The sequence below is a fragment of the Billgrantia hypersalina genome (assembly GCF_052584175.1).
In genome coordinates this window covers 194,347-211,128 of sequence record NZ_JBMIQI010000011.1, presented here as the reverse complement: position 1 = coordinate 211,128, position 16,782 = coordinate 194,347, and the positions used below count along the sequence as shown (strand labels likewise).

Sequence of the window (16,782 nt, the reverse complement as noted above, 5' to 3'; positions counted from 1 at the left end):
GTGCAGGCGCTCTCGAGGCAGCCCGGCGTGCGTCACTCCGGCTTGAAGGTACTCGGCTCCAGCTCGTGACGTGCCAGCAGCTTGTAGAAGTCGGTGCGGTTGCGCCCGGCGATCCGCGCCGCCTGGGTGACGTTACCCTCGGTGATCTTCAGCACCTTGACCAGGTAGCTGCGTTCGAAGCTGGCGCGAGCATCGTTGAAGGTAGGCAGCGCGCAGTCCTCGGCCGCCAGGGCCTGGGCCACCAGCGCCTCGGGGATCATCGGCGAGCGCGTCAGCGCCACGCACTGCTCCACCACGTTGACCAGCTGGCGTACGTTGCCCGGCCAGGCACTGGTGGCCAGCAAGTTGAGCGCTTCCGGCGAGAAACCCTTCACGAACGGCTTGTGCCGTGCCGCCGCCTGGGCCACCAGGTGGCGCGCCAGCAGCGGCACGTCCTCGGCGCGATCCTTGAGGGCCGGCAGCTTCAGGTTGACCACGTTGAGACGGTAGAAGAAGTCCTCGCGGAACTCGCCCTGATGCATCGCCTGGCTGAGGTCGCGGTGGGTGGCGGAGAGAATCCGCACATTGACCGGGATCGACTGGGTCGAGCCCAGCGGCCGGATCTGGCGCTCCTGCAGCGCACGCAGCAGCTTGACCTGCAACGGCAACGGCATGTCGCCGATCTCGTCGAGGAACAGGGTGCCGCCCTCGGCGGCCTGGAACAGGCCCTTGTGGTCGCTGACGGCACCGGTAAAGGCGCCCTTGGCGTGGCCGAAGAGTTCGCTTTCCAGCAGCTGCTCGGGCAACGCCCCACAGTTGATCGCCACGAACGGCTTGCTGGCGCGCGGGCTGGCATCGTGGATGGCCCGCGCCAGCAGCTCCTTGCCCGAACCTGAGGGGCCGGTGATCAATACGCTGACGTCGGAAGAGGCCACCATGCGCGCCTGCTCCAGCACCCGCTCCATCTCGGGACTACGGGTGATGATGCTGGCCCGCCAGGCGTCGCTGTCGTCGCCGCTGCCGGTCGGCGTGTGCGCCAGCGCCTCATCGATGGCGCTGAACAGCTCGTCGCGGTCCACCGGCTTGGTCAGGAAGCTGAACACCCCCTGCTGGGTGGCGTTCACGGCGTCGGGAATGGAGCCGTGGGCGGTCAGGATGATGACCGGCAGCCCCGGCACTTCGCGCTGGATCGCCTGGAACAGGGCAAGCCCGTCCATCTCGTCCATGCGCAGGTCGGAGAGCACGATGTCGGGGCGTTCGGCATCCAGCTTGCGCAGCGCCTCGGGGCCGCTCTCGGCCGTGGTCACCCGGAAGCCGCGACTCTCCAGGCGCATGCCCAGCAGACGCAACAGGCTTTCGTCATCATCGACCAGCAAAACATGGGCATTGCCAGACCTTGCACCCGACGTGCGTGCCGTTGGCCTGCGTGCCTCATTCCTGCGTGTTTCGGTCAATCGAGCCGCTTCCATCACGTCCTTCTCCCATCATCGCTCAGGGCGATTGTTGTCTCGAGTTCATGTTTCGCTCGATGGCGGTGAGCGCCTCGAGCTTCTCGGAGAGTTCGGCTTTCTCGCGCTGCAGGGAGGCCACTTGGGAACGCGCATTGTCACTCTGGCGGGCCAGCGAGCGCCGCCCCTCCAGCTCATTGCGCCAGTAGCGCAGCAACGGCTGGAGATCGGCCGGCGCCGCATGCGTATGCGTCTGGTAGAGGTCGGCGGCTTCCTGCCATTCTCGCTCGCTGCCCCAGGCCAGGGCCACGGCGCGAGCCAGGTTTCGCTCGGCCTCACTTCGGTCATGGGCCGAGTCGATCTCGGTCAGGGCCTGGCGACGCCACTCTCCATCGCCTCGCTGCGAAGCCAGGCCGAAGGCCACCCAGCTGGGCAGCAGGCAGGCTTCGCTATCGAAAGTCGGTTCCACTGCGTGACAGGATGCCGTGGACGGCACCTGCTGCTCCGTGTCGGAGGCGCCCTGCTCAGGCAGGTACTGGCAAGCGCCCAACAGCAGCGCCAAGCCACCGACACCGAGATTTGTTATGACCCTCATCGTTCTTCGCTCCTTGCGCTGAACCCCCCTGCAACGACGGGTTCTGTTTTTTCTTCTGTCAGGGGAAGTGCCTGACGCGGCAGCGTCAGACGAAAACATACGCTGAATTCCCTATCCTCGACCAGTGCCAGGCCGCCGCTCTGTATGCGGGCGCAGTCGGCGGCCACTGAGAGCCCGATGCCAGAGCCCTTGAGCGGCCCCTTGCGCCGCGAACGCCCTTGGTAGAAGGGCTCGAACAGCCGCGGCCGATCGTTCTCGGCGATCGGCTCGCCGGTGTTGGCCACGTCGAGGAACAGATGGTCGCGTCCGGCGTGGGCGCGAATCATCAGGTCGCCGCCGTCTTCACCGTAGGCAATGGCGTTGGAAACCAGGTTGTCGAGGATTCGCCCGACGGCCGTACGATCCACTACCCACTCCAGCGGGCCGTCGAAGGCGGTCACTCGCATCCCCTTGTGCTGCAGCGCCAGCCGATGCTTCGCCAGCGTGGTCTTCACCAGCGTGGCCAGGTCCACCCGCTCGAGCGTGATGCGCTGGTTGTGCTGCAGCAGGTTGTAGTCGAGCAGCTGTTCGATCAGCCGCTGCAGCTCGCGCCCGCTGGCGTCGATCAGCGTCAGGATCTCGCGCTGATGGGAGGTCAGGTCGCCGGCCACCCCGTCGGCCAGCAGCGCCGAGCCTTCGCGCACGCTGGCCAACGGCGTCTTGAGCTCATGGGACATATGGCGCAGGAACTGCTGCTTCTGCGCCTCCAGATCGCTGAGCCGGGTCGACAGCCAGTCGAGCCGGTCGCCGAGCTGGACCAGTTCGGCCGGCCCCTGGATGGTATCGCGGTCGTTGGTTTCCACGCCGCTGCCGATGCTGAGGATACGGCGTTCGAGCTGACGCACCGGGCGAATGATCAGCCAGCTGAACAGCAACATGAGCAGCAGGCTGGCCGATACCAGGGCGGTGGTCTGCAGCCACAATCGCGACTGCACGGCTTCGGCGCGGGCGCTGATCATCTCGATGCTGGCATCGATCTGGCGATTGGTGGCTCGTCGCATCGCCTCCACGTGCTCGGCGAACGGCACGAACAGCGCCAGCCACACGTCCAGCGCTTCCGGCTCCAGCTCGGGGAGCTGCGAAAGCAACAACAACTGCTCTTCCAGGGCCAGGACGTCGTGATCGCCGGGCAGGAAGAGGCGCTGTTCGGCCAACAGCTCGCGGAATTCGGCATGACGTTCGGCATAGAGGTCGAGCAGGCTTTCCTGCTCCAGCACCGCGTACTGGCGCGCACTGCGCTCCATCTCGACGGCGAGATTGCTCAGCACGCGGGCGCGCCGGCTCTCTTCGACCGCCTGACGTGCGCTGACATCGGCCAGCCGGGAGAGTTCGGACAAGGCCTGCCCCGCCTGGTACATCAGAATGCCCAACGGCAGCATTACCACCAGGAACGCCAACAGCACGAGTTGCAGTAATGAGCGCGGGCGCCAACGGCGCGAGACCCGTTTGGTCATGACCAGTGTTCTATTCAGGAGAGGGTATGAAACCACCATGGTACGTTCCTGAAGAGGATAACAGAGTTACACGCTCAACTGCCCCCGTTCGCTAATTCCACTGGCAAAAAAGAGGCCGGCAAGGTGCCGGCCCAAGTACGCAGGGAACTGAAGGGGTAGAAAATATGGGCATCGTTCGCCTGGTCGAGCCATGTCCCATACTTTCAGCGGGCCCGAGAGCCCCGAAGCCCCGCTTCCGACCCTTTGCTACCAGGAGCTGCCGGTGCGGCGAGCGGCGAACCGCTCTGCTTCGTTCCTAGGCGCCACCGCTACGTCGCTTCCGTCAGCGCTGGCCCGATATTCGATCCCCCGAAGGGGATGAGGCATCCTTGCCGGGGCATCCTTGCCCTTCTGGTACCTTTCCTTGCCTTCTGGCGGTACCCGTCTCATCGCAACCTAAGTTACACATCGCGGAGCGAACGCCAATCGTCTCGATTGCTCGGGTCGCACAGGGCATGGGGGGTGGTGGTCCCCGAGCCTCTCGACGATCCGAAGTGATTCGAGCCGTTTGAATCACTTCATCGTTGCTCGCTTAGTATAGTGCCAGTTACGTGCCAATATTCGATCTATTGTTTACAAATCAGAAAGTTAAAAACGGATTGCCACCGACACGCCTTCACCAACCGGAAAAAGGAGGAAAAAAACGGTATGCCAACCTCGCATTTCGTCACCGAATGGAGACACCGATTTCATCGTTACAAAGAATCGCATGGGAAAACATGAAGTTGCCGCGTTGCTTTTTTGAGACAACGCTTCAGGCTGCGTTGCCTCAAAGCGACAGCTGCCGCCTTCAGGGCGGTGCCTGAAGCGCGGCAGGGCGTCATGTGGGGGAGACAGGTGGGTTCAGCTCAAGGCCTTGACGAGGATCTTCGACTTGCGCGCGTGGTTGTAGGTATCGCGCCGCAGGGTAGGCAGCGACTCGATGTCCGAGGGGCGGAATCCATGCTCGACGAACCAGTGCGCGGTGTGGGTAGTCAGCACGAAAAGCGAAGCCAGCCCGAGCCGCCGCGCACGTCGCTCGATACCCGAGAGCAGCAGCGAGCCGCGCGCCCCGCCGCGATAGTCGACATGGATCGCCACGCAGGCCAGCTCGCCCATGTCGGCCTCGGCAAAGCGATGCAGCGCCGCACAGCCGATGATCATGCCGTCGCGCTCGATCACCAGGTAGTCGTCGATCTCGTGCTCCAGGCGCTCGCGCGAACGCGGCACCAGCATGCCGCGCCGTTCCAGCGGCTCGAGCAGCTCAAGCAGGCCGCCGATGTCGCCAAGTTCGGCCGGGCGCAGCTGCTCGTAGCGATGCCGGGTGATCATGGTGCCCACGCCGTCGCGCGTGAACAGCTCGCCCAGCAGGGCATCGTGGTCGTGCCACGACAGCAGGTGCGTGCGGGCCACGCCGTGGCGTGCGGCGGCACAGGCGGCTGCGATGTGGCGCGCGTGCTCGCTGCCCGGCTCGGCATGATTCAGCAGCGGTTCGGCCTCGTCGGGCGTCAGCTGACGCTGCATGGCGCCGTTCTCGTCATAGAGCCCAGCAGCCTCGCCCAGCAGGATCAGCTTGTCGGCGGCAAGGGCGGTGGCTGCATGCTGGGCCACTTCGGCGGCGTCCAGGTCGAACACTTCGCCGGTGCTGGAGAAACCCAACGGCGGCAGCAGTACCAGCGAACCGCGGTCGAGCAGGCCCTGTACGGCTGACACCCTTACCCGACGCACCTCACCGCTATGGTCGTAGTCGACCCCTTCGCGTACGCCCAGCGGCTTGGCCATGACCAGATTGCCGGAGACCGCCGTCAGCTCGACGCCGTGCAACGGCGTGTTCGGCAGCCCCAGGGACAGGCGCGCCTCCAGCCACAGGCGCTGCTCGGCGGCCACCCGCTCGACGCAGGCCATGATCGCCTCGTCCGCGACCCAGCGCCCCTGGTAGCGCTGCGGCTCGATACCCGCCGCGGCCAGCGCCACTTCCACCTGGGGGCGGATGCCGAATACCACCACCAGTTTCACACCGAGGGTGTGCAGCAGCGCCAGGTCCTGGATCAACTGCTCGCCTCGGCCTCGCGCCATGGCCTCGCCCTCGATCAAGATCACGAAGGTTCGGCCCCGATGCGCATTGATATAGGGGGAGGAATTGCGGAACCAGTCGACGAAGGGGAAACGAGTGTCCAAGGCCGCTCTCCGGCAGCAGATGAGAGAAAGTGCGTATCGGCTTCGACTATATCAGAGCATCGAAAACGGCGGCACCATGAAGGTGCCGCCGTGTACCGGTCAAAACTCAACCCGATTTACGTCGAGCGGCTCAGCCGAAAATACCCTTGAGCATGAAGAAGAACAGGATAGCCAGCCCCGCCCCGGCCGGCAGGGTGATCAGCCAGGACATAATGATGGTACCGATCACGCGCAGGTTGAGCGCCGCGATGCCGCGCGCCAGACCCACGCCGAGCACTGCGCCCACCAGGGTGTGGGTGGTCGAGATCGGCAGGCCCGTACCCGACGCCAGCACCACGGTCGTGGCAGCGGCAATGGTGGCCGCAAAACCGCGGCTCGGCGTCAGCTCGGTGATACCGGTGCCCACCGTGGCGATGACACGATGACCGTAGGTGGCCAGGCCCACCACAATGCCGCCGCCGCCCAGCACCAGCACCCACCAAGGCACCAGGGCAGCCGAATCGATGACGCCCTCGCTCTGCACCACGCTGATCACAGCTGCCAGCGGACCCACGGCGTTGGCCACGTCGTTGGAGCCGTGAGCGAATGCCATGGCACAGGCGGTAAAGATCATCAGCACGCCGAACACGCGTTCCACCCCGGTGAAGCCGAAATGATCCGCCTGACGATTGCTGGCTTGAACGCGCCGCTCCATCATGACGCCGATTACCATGACAATGAGGCCGAAGAGAATCGAGATGAGCGCGCTGACGCCAAAGTCAAGATCGAGACCGATATGCTTGAGGCCCTTCAGCAGGGTCACCATGGCGACGATGAAGCCGACCAGGAAGATATACATCGGCACGTAGCGCTTGGCCGCGGAGAACGGGTCCTGGGCCTCGAAGATCAGGTGCTGCAGCGATTTGAAGATCATGAAGGCAATGGAGCCCGCCAGCACCGGCGAGACGACCCAGCTGGCGGCGATCTGCCCCACCTTACCCCAGGCGACGGCCTCCATGCCCAAGCCGACGGCGCCGAAGCCGACGATGGCCCCAACGATGGAGTGCGTGGTGGATACCGGCCAGCCCTTGGCCGAGGCGATCAGCAGCCAGATGCCTGCCGCCAGCAGTGCCGACAGCATGCCGTAGACGAGCAGTTCGGGATTGTCGGCCAGCAGTGTCGGGGAAATGATACCGCCGCGGATGGTCGAGGTGACCTCACCACCGGCGAGCCAGGCACCAAGGAATTCGAACACCATGGCGATGATGATCGCCTGCTTGATCGTGATCGCCTTGGAGCCGACGGAGGTGCCCATGGCGTTGGCCACGTCGTTGGCACCCACACCCCAGGCCATGAAGAAGCCGAAGAGGCAAGCCAGGATGATGAAAGTAGTCGCGTGCTCTGCAATGATCGACATAGGGGACAGGATCCTATGTGGCTGTCAGGTAGAAAGAACGACGCCCGGGCATGTCGGTTCCGGGCTGAGGTGTTCTATCGGGCAGTGAGAATCTGGAGGCGGCTACCGACGCGCTCGGCGCGATCGGAGAGTTCGCCGACCCAGTCGATGATCTTGTAGAGGAAGACCACATCCACCGGCTTGAGCCGATCCTCGAGGTCGAAGAGCAAGCGGCGTATGGCGATCTGCTGCTGGTCGGCCTGTTGCTCTAGGATGTGCAACTCGCGGATGAGATTCTGCATCACATCGGAGACATGGCGGCCGAAGCCGGACTCCAGCAGGTCCTGGAGCTCCTCCAGCGCCTGGCGTGCCTGGACGACACACGCCACGGCGGTCTGCATGTAGTCGCGCATGGGCTGGGCCAGCTCGCTGGGCACCTGCATGCGTCGTCCGAGCATGATGCCGGTGATGTCGCGCACCTTGTTGGCGATCTTGTCCTGTACGCTAACCAGGTCGAGCAGGTCGGTGCGGGAAACGGGCAGGAAAAGGGTGTTGGGCAGGTTGAGGCGCAGCTCGGTCTTTAGACTGTCGGCCTCGTGCTCCAGCTGGGTGATGTTTTCACGGATCTTGGCGGCTTCGTCCCAGTCGCCCGTGAGCGAAGCCTCGAAGAAGGGCAGAAGCTGGTCGGCACACTCGTTGGCCTTGGCGATATGGGCCAGCAGAGGCTGAAACGGTGAGCGACCGAACATCGCCGAAAAAGGATTGGATGTGACCATGGCGTTGAATGCGCTTGTGAAATGGCGACCACAGTATAGAGAATGACTGCCTGTCACGTCATTGAAATATTGCCATCCCGAAGGGTTAGCAGGTAGACACATGAGCCACGAAATCGAGATGAAGCTGGCATTGGGCGAAAAAGGGCCGGAACGCCTGCTGCAGCATCCCTTCCTGCGTAGCGGCGTGGACGATGCCCAGCGTCTGGCCAACATCTACTTCGACACGCCCCAGGGCGAGCTGGAAGCGGCCCGCATGGCACTAAGGCTGCGCCGTCGCCGCGATGGTTGGGTGCAGACCCTCAAGGCCAGCGGCGAAGGTAGCGGCGGCTACAGCCGACGCCGCGAGTGGGAATGGCCGGTGCCTGGCGAGGAACTCGACCGTGTCGGGCTCGCCCAACTGCCCGCCATTGCCGCGTTGGGCACCGATGTGCTGGCGCGACTCGAGCCGCGCTTCGCCACGGATTTCGAGCGTCGCGCCTGGCACCTGGAGCTGGCCGAGGCTACCGTCGAGGTGGCGCTGGACCAGGGCGAGATTCGTGCCGGCGAACGCCGCGTGCCGATCCGCGAGCTGGAACTGGAACTCAAGGATGGCGACCCGCAGACGCTGTGGAGCCTGGCACTGTCGTTCGCCGAGACGATTCCCCTGCGCCCTGCCGACGCCAGCAAGGCCGCCCGCGGCAGCGCCCTCCTCACGGGCCGGTGGACGCTGCCGGAAGGCGAGAAAGAGAGCGAGCGGTTGCATCGTGCCGTGCTGGCATTGGACGCCCTCGCCGATACCGGCGAGGATAGCTGGAGAAATACGGCGCGGGAGACGCTGCACGCCATGGCCGAAAGTGGCAGCAGCGACGCCGGCCGGCTCGCCGCCATGCTCGAGCGCCGCGATTGGCTCAGCGCCGATTTCGGCCGTACGGCACTGCAACTGGCACATCGGCTGGCGGTATGAGCCGGACCCCGGCGTGTCGCGGTGTGAATACCTCCGACAATGCTCACCATGACGTAGGAATACGGCGCATGACCGAACCATTCAGACCGGCGGCCGAAGGCGTACGTACGCGCCTGTTCCAGATCATTTTCGAGTCGGATACGCCACTGGCCAAGGGCTTCGATATCCTTCTGATCATCACGATCCTGGCCAGCGTGCTGGTGGTCATGCTCAACACCGTCGATCACCTCAGCGCGTCGTATGGGGAATGGTTCTACTGGCTCGAATGGGGCTTTACTCTCGCTTTCACCATTGAGCTGCTGGTGCGCCTGATCATTCTCGAAAAGCCGCTGCGCTACCTGCGCAGCTTCTACGGTGCGATCGACGTGGTGGCGATACTTCCGACCTGGCTGATGCTGCTTCTGCCCGGCACTCAGATGTTGGTGATCGTGCGCCTGCTGCGGGTATTGCGCATTTTCCGCGTACTGCGCCTGATGCAGTTCGTCGGCGAGGGGCGTCTGCTGGTCGAGGCACTGGTGCGCAGCTGGCACCAGATCTTCCTGTTCCTGTTTACGGTTTTCCTGCTGGTGACCCTCTTCGCCTCGCTGGTCTACATGATCGAACCCGCCGAGGCCGGCTTCACCAGCATTCCCAAGGCTATCTACTGGGCCATCGTGACCCTGACCACGGTGGGCTACGGCGATATCGTTCCCGTGACGCCGATCGGCCAGGCGATCTCGACCCTGGTCATGCTGATCGGCTATTCGATCATCGCCGTGCCTACCGGGGTGTTCTCGGCGGAGGTGATCCGCTCGATTCGTGCCGACCGCTACTCCGAACAGGCCTGCCCCGGCTGCGGCCATGACCGTCACGAGAAGCGAGCGCTCTATTGCCTCAAGTGCGGCACCTGGCTGGACGAGGAAACCCCCGACCCGAGGAAGCGGCAGCGGGAGAGCGAATGAAGCGGCAGCCGAGCCGACTCACTCCTGGAACGGCGACAGGTCGCCGCGCCCTTCGCGCACGATGGTCGGCGGCAGCTCACGCAGGTCGATGACGCTGGTGGGCTCCAGGTGGCAGGCACCGCCGTCGATGATCAGATCCAGGTGGGTGCCGAAGCGCTCGCGGATCGCCTCCGGGTCGGTCATCGGCAATTCCTCGCCCACCGGAATCAGGGTCACGCTCATCAGCGGTTCGCCCAAGGCCTCGAGCAGCGCGTGGGTGATGCGGTGGTCGGGTACCCGCACGCCGATGGAGCGCCGTTTCGGGTGCAGTAGCAGGCGCGGCACCTCGGAGGTGGCGTTGAGTATGAAGGTGTAGGCGCCCGGCGTGTTGGCCTTGAGCAGGCGGAACACGCTGTTGTCCACCTTGGCGTAGGTGCCGATGTCGGAGAGATCGGAGCACATCAGGGTGAAGTTGTGCTTGTCGTCCAGCGAGCGCAGCCACTTGATCTTTTCGATCGCCTTCTTGTCGCCCAGATGGCAACCCAGGGCGTAGCCGGAATCGGTGGGGTAGGCCATCACTCCGCCCTGGCGGACGATCTGCGCCGCCTGGTCGATCAGGCGCTTCTGCGGATTTTCCGGGTGAATCTGGAAGAACTGACTCATCAATGGACTCCCTGTCGTCTAGGATTCGTGCTGCCCACTATAACGTGCCGGAGGCGGGCGCGTCGCAGCCCGCGGCGACGAAGCCGGCCAGGCGAGGGTGTGTCCATACCGGCGCTACGGCGGTTCGCGGCACCGGGCTCATGCTGCCCGGGGCCAGATGCCCACCGGGGAAGTGAAAATCGCTGCCGAGCGAAGCATAGAGCTCCCGCTCGGCCAGCTGGCGAGCCAGGTCGCGCGTGACATCAAGATTCTGGAACCCGCTGACCAGCTCGGCGGCCTGCCCGCCGGCCGCGGTGAAGTCGTCCAGCAACTGGCCGCGCTTGCGCCGGGTCAGGCCATAGCGCAACGGATGCGCCAGCACCGCCACGCCGCCGGCCGCCACGATCCAGCCCACCACTTCGGCCATGGCCGGCCAATGCGCCTTGACGTCGCCCGCCTTGCCGCTGCCCAGGTGCTTGCGAAACGCCGTGGCCACGTCGGGTACCAGCCCCGCGGCTACCAGTGCCCGGGCGAAGTCGGGTCGCCCCAGCGGGCGGTAGGGCCCGGCCTGCTCGCGGGCGCGGGCCAGGGCGTCGTCGAGCCCGAGCTTCTCCATGCGCTCGGCGATCACTTCGGCGCGGGCCTCGCGCGCCCGGGCCTGGGCTTCGAGGCCAGCGGCCAGCTCGCCCCTGGCTCCCTGCGGCAGCAGCCCCACGACATGAATGCCGACCCCCTGCCAGCGGGTCGAGAGTTCGGCCGCCGGCAACAGGCATACGCCCAGGCGGCCGGCCGCCTGGCCGGCCTCGGCCACGCCGGCCACGGTGTCGTGATCGGTCAACGCCATCAGCGCCACGCCGCGCGCGGCGCACAGGGCCACCACCTCGGCGGGCGGCAGGGCGCCGTCGGAGGCGGTGGAGTGCATGTGCAGGTCGACCCCGAGGGGGCCGGGATCGCCGTCGAAGCGCTCGGGCAAGCGGGGCATTGGCATGACGCGGGCAGGCAACTTTGTCAGAATGATGGCCCATGGTGCGCGTCCGGCGAGGGTCGGTCAACGCACGGTGGAGCCCGCGATGATACCGCTTGAGCGAGGAAACGCTGCGATGCTGTACGCAATCATCAGTGAAGACGTGAAGAATAGCCTGGAGCGCCGCCTGGCCGCCCGCCCCGACCACCTGGCCCGTCTGGAGAAGCTGCGCGACGAGGGTCGCCTGGTGCTGGCCGGCCCCCACCCGGGGGTGGATGCCGAGAATCCCGGCGATGCCGGTTTCAGCGGCAGCCTGGTGGTCGCCGAATTCGACAGCCTGGAAACCGCCCAGGCGTGGGCCGACGCCGACCCCTACATGATCGCCGGGGTCTACGCCAAGGTGGCGGTGAAGCCGTTCAAGAAGGTCCTTCCCTGATTCTCGCCCCACGCTGAGGCAGCGTTTATCCACAGGAGTTTTGCTCACAGCTTCTGTGGATAACGCTGTTGAAACGCCGCGGATGCCTTGCGCGATACGCCATGCCACGCCGCCGCGACGAAAACGGTCATTTTTTGAGCAGCCCTGCCAGAGCTGGAGAACCCCGTGTCCCTGCCCCATGCCACCTTGCCGCCGCTGGCCGGCCTCGAGCCTGCACGCCTCGACTGGCAGCGCGACGAGACCGGCGAGAGCGCCCCGCTCTCGACGCGCTTCGACGACGTCTATTTCTCTCGCCACGACGGCCGGGCCGAAACCGAACATGTCTTCGTTCAGGGCAACGGCCTGCCCGAGCGCTTTACCAGCTGGCAGGAGACACGCCCCTTCGTGATCGGCGAGACCGGCTTCGGCACCGGGCTCAACATGCTTTGCGCCTGGGCCTGCTTCGATGCCCACGCCCCGGCCGGCGCGCGGCTGCACCTGGTCTCCACCGAACGCTATCCGCTCACCCAGGGCGACCTGACCCATGCGCTTTCCGCCTGGCCCGACCTGGCCCCGCGCGCCGAGCGGCTGGTGCGCCAGTGGCCCGAGCCGGTGGCCGGCGTGCATCGGCTCTGGCTCGACGAGCGGGTCACGCTGGACCTCCACTTCGGCGACGCCGCCGAGCGGCTCGCCCTGCTCGAGGGACGGGTGGATGCCTGGTTCCTGGACGGCTTCGCCCCGGCCAAGAATCCCGAGATGTGGCGCCCTGAGCTGTTCGCCGCCATGGCGGCCCGTTCGCGGCCCGGGGCGACCTTCGCCACCTTCACTTGCGCGGGGGTGGTCAAGCGTGGGCTGGCCGAGGCCGGCTTCGCCTGGCGCAAGGTGCCGGGCTTCGGGCGCAAGCGCGAGATGCTCAGCGGCGAGATCGTCGCCCCTCCCGCCGATACCCGCCGGACACAAACGCCCTGGTTCCGCCCGCCGCCGGTGCGCCCGGCCGGCCACGTGGCAGTGATTGGCGCCGGCATTGCCGGTGCCAGCGTTGCCGCCGCCCTGGCCCGGCGCGGTGTCGCGGTAACGCTGATCGACCGTTTCGACCGCGCCGAACTGGGCGCCACCCACCTGCAGGGAGCGCTCTACGTCAAGCTCGCCGTGGAGACCAACCTGCAGAGCCGCGCATATATGGCAGGCCTGCTCCATAGCCGACGTTGGCTGGAATGCCTCGACCCCGGGCAGGAGCTGTGGCGAGCCAGTGGCGTGCTGCAGCTGGCCTTGAGCGACAAGGAGCGCCGGCGACAGAGCCGCTTTCTGGCCCACCATTCCCTGCCGGAGAGTGTGGTGCGCGGGCTCGACGCCGAGGCGGCCAGCGCCGCTGCAGGCATCAGGATCGATACGCCCGCGCTCGACTACCCCGGAGCCGCCTGGGTCAGGCCGCTCGAGCTCTGCGTGCGCCTGGCCCGTTCACCCGGTGTCTCGTTCCGCCGCGGCGAGGTGACGGCGCTGCATGGCGGTGAAACGGGCTGGACCCTGACCCTGGCCGATGGGACGTCGATCGCGGCTGACCAGATGGTGGTCGCCGCCGCCAGCGAAGCGGCCCGCTTCAGCCAGACCTCGGCACTGCCATTGCAGCCGGTGCGCGGCCAGGTCAGCCAGTTGGCGCTGCCCGAAGGCGCTCCGCCCCTGGGTCGCGTGGTGTGCGCCGGCGGTTACGTGCCACCGGCAGCGGATGGCGTGCTCAATTTCGGTGCCACCTTCGCCCCCGGCGACACCGACCTGGCCGAGCGCGAGGCCGATCACGCCGCCAACCTGGCGGAACTCGAGCGCGGGCTGCCCCATTTCGTGGCGGCGCTGCGCGAGACCGGTGCCGAGCTTTCGCCCGAGCGTCTCACCGGCCGCGTGGGCGTGCGTGCCGCCAGCCCCGACAAGTCGCCCTATGCCGGCCCGGTACCCGATGCCGAGGCCTGGCGCGAGGACTACGCCGCGCTGGCCAAGGACGCCACCCGGGTGCCGGACATAGCCGGACGCCATCATCCGGGGCTGTGGATCAGTGCCGCCCACGGCTCGCGCGGCCTGGCCAGTGCACCGCTGTGCGCCGAGCTGATCGCCTCGCGCATCTGCGACGAACCCCTGCCGCTGGAATGGCCGCTGGCGGACCACCTGCATCCGGGACGGCGTGTCATTCGCGACCTGGTCCAGGGCAAGTCGCCGGTTCGAACCGGGGCTACTTGGCAGCGACGACCGGCTGGCGGCAGCTGACGAAGCGTGGCCCCGGCCGGCCGAGGTAGTAACCCTGGCCGAAATCGATGCCCAGCGCCTCGACGGCGGCCAGTACGTCTCCGTCCTCGATGAATTCGGCAATGGTATTCACGCCAAGGCTTTGGGCCAGGGTGACGATGCTCTTGACGAACGCCATGTACTTCTCGTCGCTGAGCATGTTGCGAATGAATTCGCCCTCGATCTTGATCACGTCGATAGGGAACTGCTTGAGGTAGCGGAACGAGGAGTAGCCCGACCCGAAGTCATCGATGGCGAAGTTGAAGCCCTCGAGCTTGAGGTCGAGCACGAACTTCTCCAGCAGCTTGAGGTTGCTCACCGTCTCGCGCTCGGTCAGTTCGAAGACGATACGTTCCGGCAGGATGTCGTAGTCGATCGCCAGCTGATGGATGTGACCGATGAACTCGCCGATGATCAGCGACTTGGGCGAGAGATTGATGAACAGCATGCCCTCGTAGCCCTGCTCGCGGATCTGGGCGAAGGCCTTCTCGATCAGCTGGTAGTCCATCTTGTGTATCACGCCGATGCTTTCGGCGATGTCGATGAACTCGCCAGCCGGCACCAGGCGGTCGTCGAGCTGGATGCGCATCAGCAGCTCGTGGATGTGAACCTCGCCGGTGCGCACGTCGGCGATGGGCTGGAAGTAGGGCACGATGCGCTGCTCCTCCAGCGCGCTGAGCACCATCTGGTTCTTTTCGCCGACCTCGCGGAAGACCTCCGCCACCTCCTCCTGCTCCGGCAGGGCCACGCAGTTTTTCCCCTTGCGCTTGGCCTTGTACATCATGTTGTCTGCCAGCAGGAAGAGATCGTGGGGGTTGGCGGCATGGTTGGGGTAACTGGCGATGCCAATGGAAGTGGTCGCCCGCACCGTGCTGCCGTCGGGTGCGGTGAGTACCTGGCGGGATAGGTTTTCGGCGATGCGCAGCGCCACCGAATAGGCCTGCTGATCCTCGGTCTGGGGCAGGATCACGGTGAACTCGTCGCCGCCGTAGCGGGCCAGGAAGTCGCCGGGGCGCACCGAGTGGCTGAGGGTATCGGCCACGGCGCTCAGGAACTGGTCGCCGAAGGCGTGCCCATGGCGGTCGTTGACCGTCTTGAAGTTGTCGAGGTCGAGCATCAGCAGGCTGAAGTGGTCCTGGTGACGTGTCGCCCGGCCCACCTCGTAGACCAGCATGTCCTTGAAGATTCGCTGGTTGTGCAGGTTGGTCAGCGGGTCCCGGGTGGCATAGAACTCCAGGTCCTTGGTGTACTTGTAGATCGCCTTGACCGAGCCCACCAGGTTGAGCAGGGTCGACAGGATGCCGTCGATGACGATGTGGCGAATGGGATCCTGCACCAGGTCCGACTGCACGCCGATGCCGACGATACCGCCGATCTTGGGCGCTTCGAGCAGCAGCGACTTGGTCTGCAGGCGAATATCCTCCGGCGAGAGGTCCGCCACCGCCTCGTCGACGCCGGCAGCCATCACCGTATGATGCGACACCTTGAGTACGCTGCCCCCGGGCTGCCCTTCGTGCTTGTTCTCCAGCAACTGGGTCAGCAGCGCTTCGAAGGTGGCGCGGGTTTCGGGCGCCACCTCGCGGTACCAGAACACCTCCAGCTCGTAGCCCTCGTCCTCCACCTGGAAGATCGTCACCAGGGTATGGGCCTGAATGATGGTATTGATGTCGGCCAGCAACTCCTTGATGAACTCGCGCCAGTCGCGCACCACCTCCGACGTGATGATGAACTTGCTCAGCAGGCGAATCTCGAACTCCAGGATGTCCTTGTCCACTGCCACGTTCCGCAGCCGGTCGACCAGGGCATTGACGTGCTGCAGGGCATCGTTGAGTTCGTGGAAGCGCACCTTGGCGTCGCTGACGTCGAGCTTGCGGAAATCCTCTACGGAGTTGACCGCCTCCAGGCGCTCGCGAAACTGCTTGAGGGTGACCTGGATCCGCTCGGCGAAGAGCTTGGACATGCCCAGCGCCAGCATCAGGATGAACAGGGCGGCGACGATGAACAGGGCGAGGTAGTTGAACCGCATCTCGCGGCTGATCGGCGCCAGGTCGTGCTGGATGTCGATCACTCCCAGCACGTCGCCGGTGGCCGCATTCTGGTGGCAGGTCAGGCACTCGGCGCGCGCTACCAGGGGCATGATTCGCCGTACCGTACCGTCTTCGCGCCATACCCGCTCATTGCCCGACGCCAGGGCGGAACGGACGACGATGTCCATGGGCGGCTGTTCGATCTGCCCGAAGCGCTCCGAGACCCGCTCGCCGCGATAGAACGCGAAACGGTAGCCCGAGCCCTCGTGGGCGCGCCGGGTCTCCTCGATGAAGGCCACCATCTGCTCGCGGGTCCAGCCCTGGCGCATCACCTGCAACATGGCGTTGAAGCTCTGCCGCGCCAGGGTTTCCGAGGTCTGCTCGGCCTGGCGCGCGAGGATGTTCTCGTAGAGCAGCGAGGAGACTACGGAGACGCCGAGGAAGACGGTCAGCGAGGCGGAAAGAATCGCTACCAGCACGAATCCCTGAAGGGACTTCAAGCAGGTGAGAAAAGCGCGGGCGTAGGTCAGCATCACGGTACTCGGCAGAAGCGACGTAAGGCGCCAGCCCGTCCCTAGAGGAGCCGCCGTCAGCGGAAGTATGAGAAAACTCATTTTTGCCGCATGAGCCTTTTCAGCTCCTGACCTGGATCAATTTCCCGTTACATTCCCGCTTCGGCACAGCTGGACTTTGGTAGTGCAGTGCAGCACGGCGGTATTATCCGCCCTGGCCGAGGGG

The 16,782-nt window shown here is 65.5% G+C and carries 13 protein-coding genes; 4 read left to right on the top strand and 9 right to left on the bottom strand.

What is annotated here, in order from left to right; genetic code table 11:
- Nucleotides 1-32 precede the first annotated feature (32 nt).
- From glrR to ACOJCM_RS07965, 6 genes are all read right to left on the bottom strand, one after another.
- The gene (gene glrR, locus ACOJCM_RS07990; protein WP_445212064.1) at nucleotides 33-1,448 is read right to left on the bottom strand and encodes a two-component system response regulator GlrR; all 1,416 of its coding nucleotides are present in this window, start codon (nucleotides 1,446-1,448) and stop codon (nucleotides 33-35) included.
- Between the two features lie 22 nt (nucleotides 1,449-1,470).
- Nucleotides 1,471-2,022, bottom strand: a complete 552-nt coding sequence (locus ACOJCM_RS07985; protein ID WP_445211532.1) for a hypothetical protein — start codon at nucleotides 2,020-2,022, stop codon at nucleotides 1,471-1,473.
- Entirely contained in the window at nucleotides 2,019-3,515 is a 1,497-nt protein-coding gene (locus ACOJCM_RS07980) for a sensor histidine kinase (protein WP_445211531.1), read from the bottom strand. The genes ACOJCM_RS07985 and ACOJCM_RS07980 overlap by 4 nt, the downstream gene beginning before the upstream one ends.
- 882 nt (nucleotides 3,516-4,397) lie before the next feature.
- Nucleotides 4,398-5,711, bottom strand: a complete 1,314-nt coding sequence (gene argA, locus ACOJCM_RS07975) for an amino-acid N-acetyltransferase (RefSeq protein WP_445211530.1) — start codon at nucleotides 5,709-5,711, stop codon at nucleotides 4,398-4,400.
- A gap of 130 nt (nucleotides 5,712-5,841) precedes the next feature.
- On the bottom strand, nucleotides 5,842-7,107 hold the full coding sequence (locus ACOJCM_RS07970; protein WP_445211529.1) for an inorganic phosphate transporter: 1,266 nt from the start codon (nucleotides 7,105-7,107) through the stop codon (nucleotides 5,842-5,844).
- A gap of 74 nt (nucleotides 7,108-7,181) precedes the next feature.
- Nucleotides 7,182-7,862, bottom strand: a complete 681-nt coding sequence (locus ACOJCM_RS07965; protein ID WP_445211528.1) for a TIGR00153 family protein — start codon at nucleotides 7,860-7,862, stop codon at nucleotides 7,182-7,184.
- A gap of 100 nt (nucleotides 7,863-7,962) precedes the next feature.
- Here ACOJCM_RS07965 and ACOJCM_RS07960 point away from each other — a divergent pair, with 100 nt between their 5' ends.
- The gene (locus tag ACOJCM_RS07960) at nucleotides 7,963-8,805 is read left to right on the top strand and encodes a CYTH domain-containing protein (RefSeq protein WP_445211527.1); all 843 of its coding nucleotides are present in this window, start codon (nucleotides 7,963-7,965) and stop codon (nucleotides 8,803-8,805) included.
- A gap of 68 nt (nucleotides 8,806-8,873) precedes the next feature.
- Nucleotides 8,874-9,746 carry an ion transporter gene (locus tag ACOJCM_RS07955; RefSeq protein WP_445211526.1) on the top strand — a complete coding sequence of 291 codons (873 nt, stop codon included), beginning with the start codon at nucleotides 8,874-8,876 and terminating at the stop codon, nucleotides 9,744-9,746.
- A gap of 18 nt (nucleotides 9,747-9,764) precedes the next feature.
- Here the strand turns inward: ACOJCM_RS07955 and ACOJCM_RS07950 are convergent, their stop codons facing one another.
- Nucleotides 9,765-10,388 (bottom strand): L-threonylcarbamoyladenylate synthase, encoded by a 624-nt coding sequence (locus tag ACOJCM_RS07950; RefSeq protein WP_445211525.1) that lies wholly within the window; start codon nucleotides 10,386-10,388, stop codon nucleotides 9,765-9,767.
- Between the two features lie 37 nt (nucleotides 10,389-10,425).
- Nucleotides 10,426-11,355, bottom strand: coding sequence for a PHP domain-containing protein (locus ACOJCM_RS07945; RefSeq protein WP_445211524.1), 930 nt, complete (start codon nucleotides 11,353-11,355; stop codon nucleotides 10,426-10,428).
- A 112-nt stretch (nucleotides 11,356-11,467) separates the two neighbouring features.
- Here ACOJCM_RS07945 and ACOJCM_RS07940 point away from each other — a divergent pair, with 112 nt between their 5' ends.
- Both ACOJCM_RS07940 and mnmC read left to right on the top strand, forming a co-directional pair.
- Entirely contained in the window at nucleotides 11,468-11,767 is a 300-nt protein-coding gene (locus ACOJCM_RS07940) for a YciI family protein (RefSeq protein ID WP_445211523.1), read from the top strand.
- 165 nt (nucleotides 11,768-11,932) lie between these two features.
- On the top strand, nucleotides 11,933-13,999 hold the full coding sequence (gene mnmC, locus ACOJCM_RS07935; protein WP_445211522.1) for a bifunctional tRNA (5-methylaminomethyl-2-thiouridine)(34)-methyltransferase MnmD/FAD-dependent 5-carboxymethylaminomethyl-2-thiouridine(34) oxidoreductase MnmC: 2,067 nt from the start codon (nucleotides 11,933-11,935) through the stop codon (nucleotides 13,997-13,999).
- On the opposite strand, the gene ACOJCM_RS07930 is transcribed toward mnmC, so the two are convergent.
- Nucleotides 13,965-16,577: a putative bifunctional diguanylate cyclase/phosphodiesterase gene (locus ACOJCM_RS07930; RefSeq protein WP_445211521.1), complete on the bottom strand. Its 2,613-nt coding sequence runs from the start codon at nucleotides 16,575-16,577 to the stop codon at nucleotides 13,965-13,967. The genes mnmC and ACOJCM_RS07930 overlap by 35 nt on opposite strands.
- Nucleotides 16,578-16,782 lie beyond the last annotated feature (205 nt).

Bases quoted from the DNA above. Each gene is read 5' to 3' on its own strand.
- glrR (WP_445212064.1), bottom strand. From the start codon at position 1,448: ATGGAAGCGGCTCGATTGACCGAAACACGCAGGAATGAGGCACGCAGG.
- ACOJCM_RS07985 (WP_445211532.1), bottom strand. From the start codon at position 2,022: ATGAGGGTCATAACAAATCTCGGTGTCGGTGGCTTGGCGCTGCTGTTG.
- ACOJCM_RS07980 (WP_445211531.1), bottom strand. From the start codon at position 3,515: ATGACCAAACGGGTCTCGCGCCGTTGGCGCCCGCGCTCATTACTGCAA.
- ACOJCM_RS07970 (WP_445211529.1), bottom strand. From the start codon at position 7,107: ATGTCGATCATTGCAGAGCACGCGACTACTTTCATCATCCTGGCTTGC.
- ACOJCM_RS07965 (WP_445211528.1), bottom strand. From the start codon at position 7,862: ATGGTCACATCCAATCCTTTTTCGGCGATGTTCGGTCGCTCACCGTTT.
- ACOJCM_RS07960 (WP_445211527.1), top strand. From the start codon at position 7,963: ATGAGCCACGAAATCGAGATGAAGCTGGCATTGGGCGAAAAAGGGCCG.
- ACOJCM_RS07955 (WP_445211526.1), top strand. From the start codon at position 8,874: ATGACCGAACCATTCAGACCGGCGGCCGAAGGCGTACGTACGCGCCTG.
- ACOJCM_RS07950 (WP_445211525.1), bottom strand. From the start codon at position 10,388: ATGAGTCAGTTCTTCCAGATTCACCCGGAAAATCCGCAGAAGCGCCTG.
- ACOJCM_RS07945 (WP_445211524.1), bottom strand. From the start codon at position 11,355: ATGCCAATGCCCCGCTTGCCCGAGCGCTTCGACGGCGATCCCGGCCCC.
- ACOJCM_RS07940 (WP_445211523.1), top strand. From the start codon at position 11,468: ATGCTGTACGCAATCATCAGTGAAGACGTGAAGAATAGCCTGGAGCGC.
- ACOJCM_RS07930 (WP_445211521.1), bottom strand. From the start codon at position 16,577: ATGCTGACCTACGCCCGCGCTTTTCTCACCTGCTTGAAGTCCCTTCAG.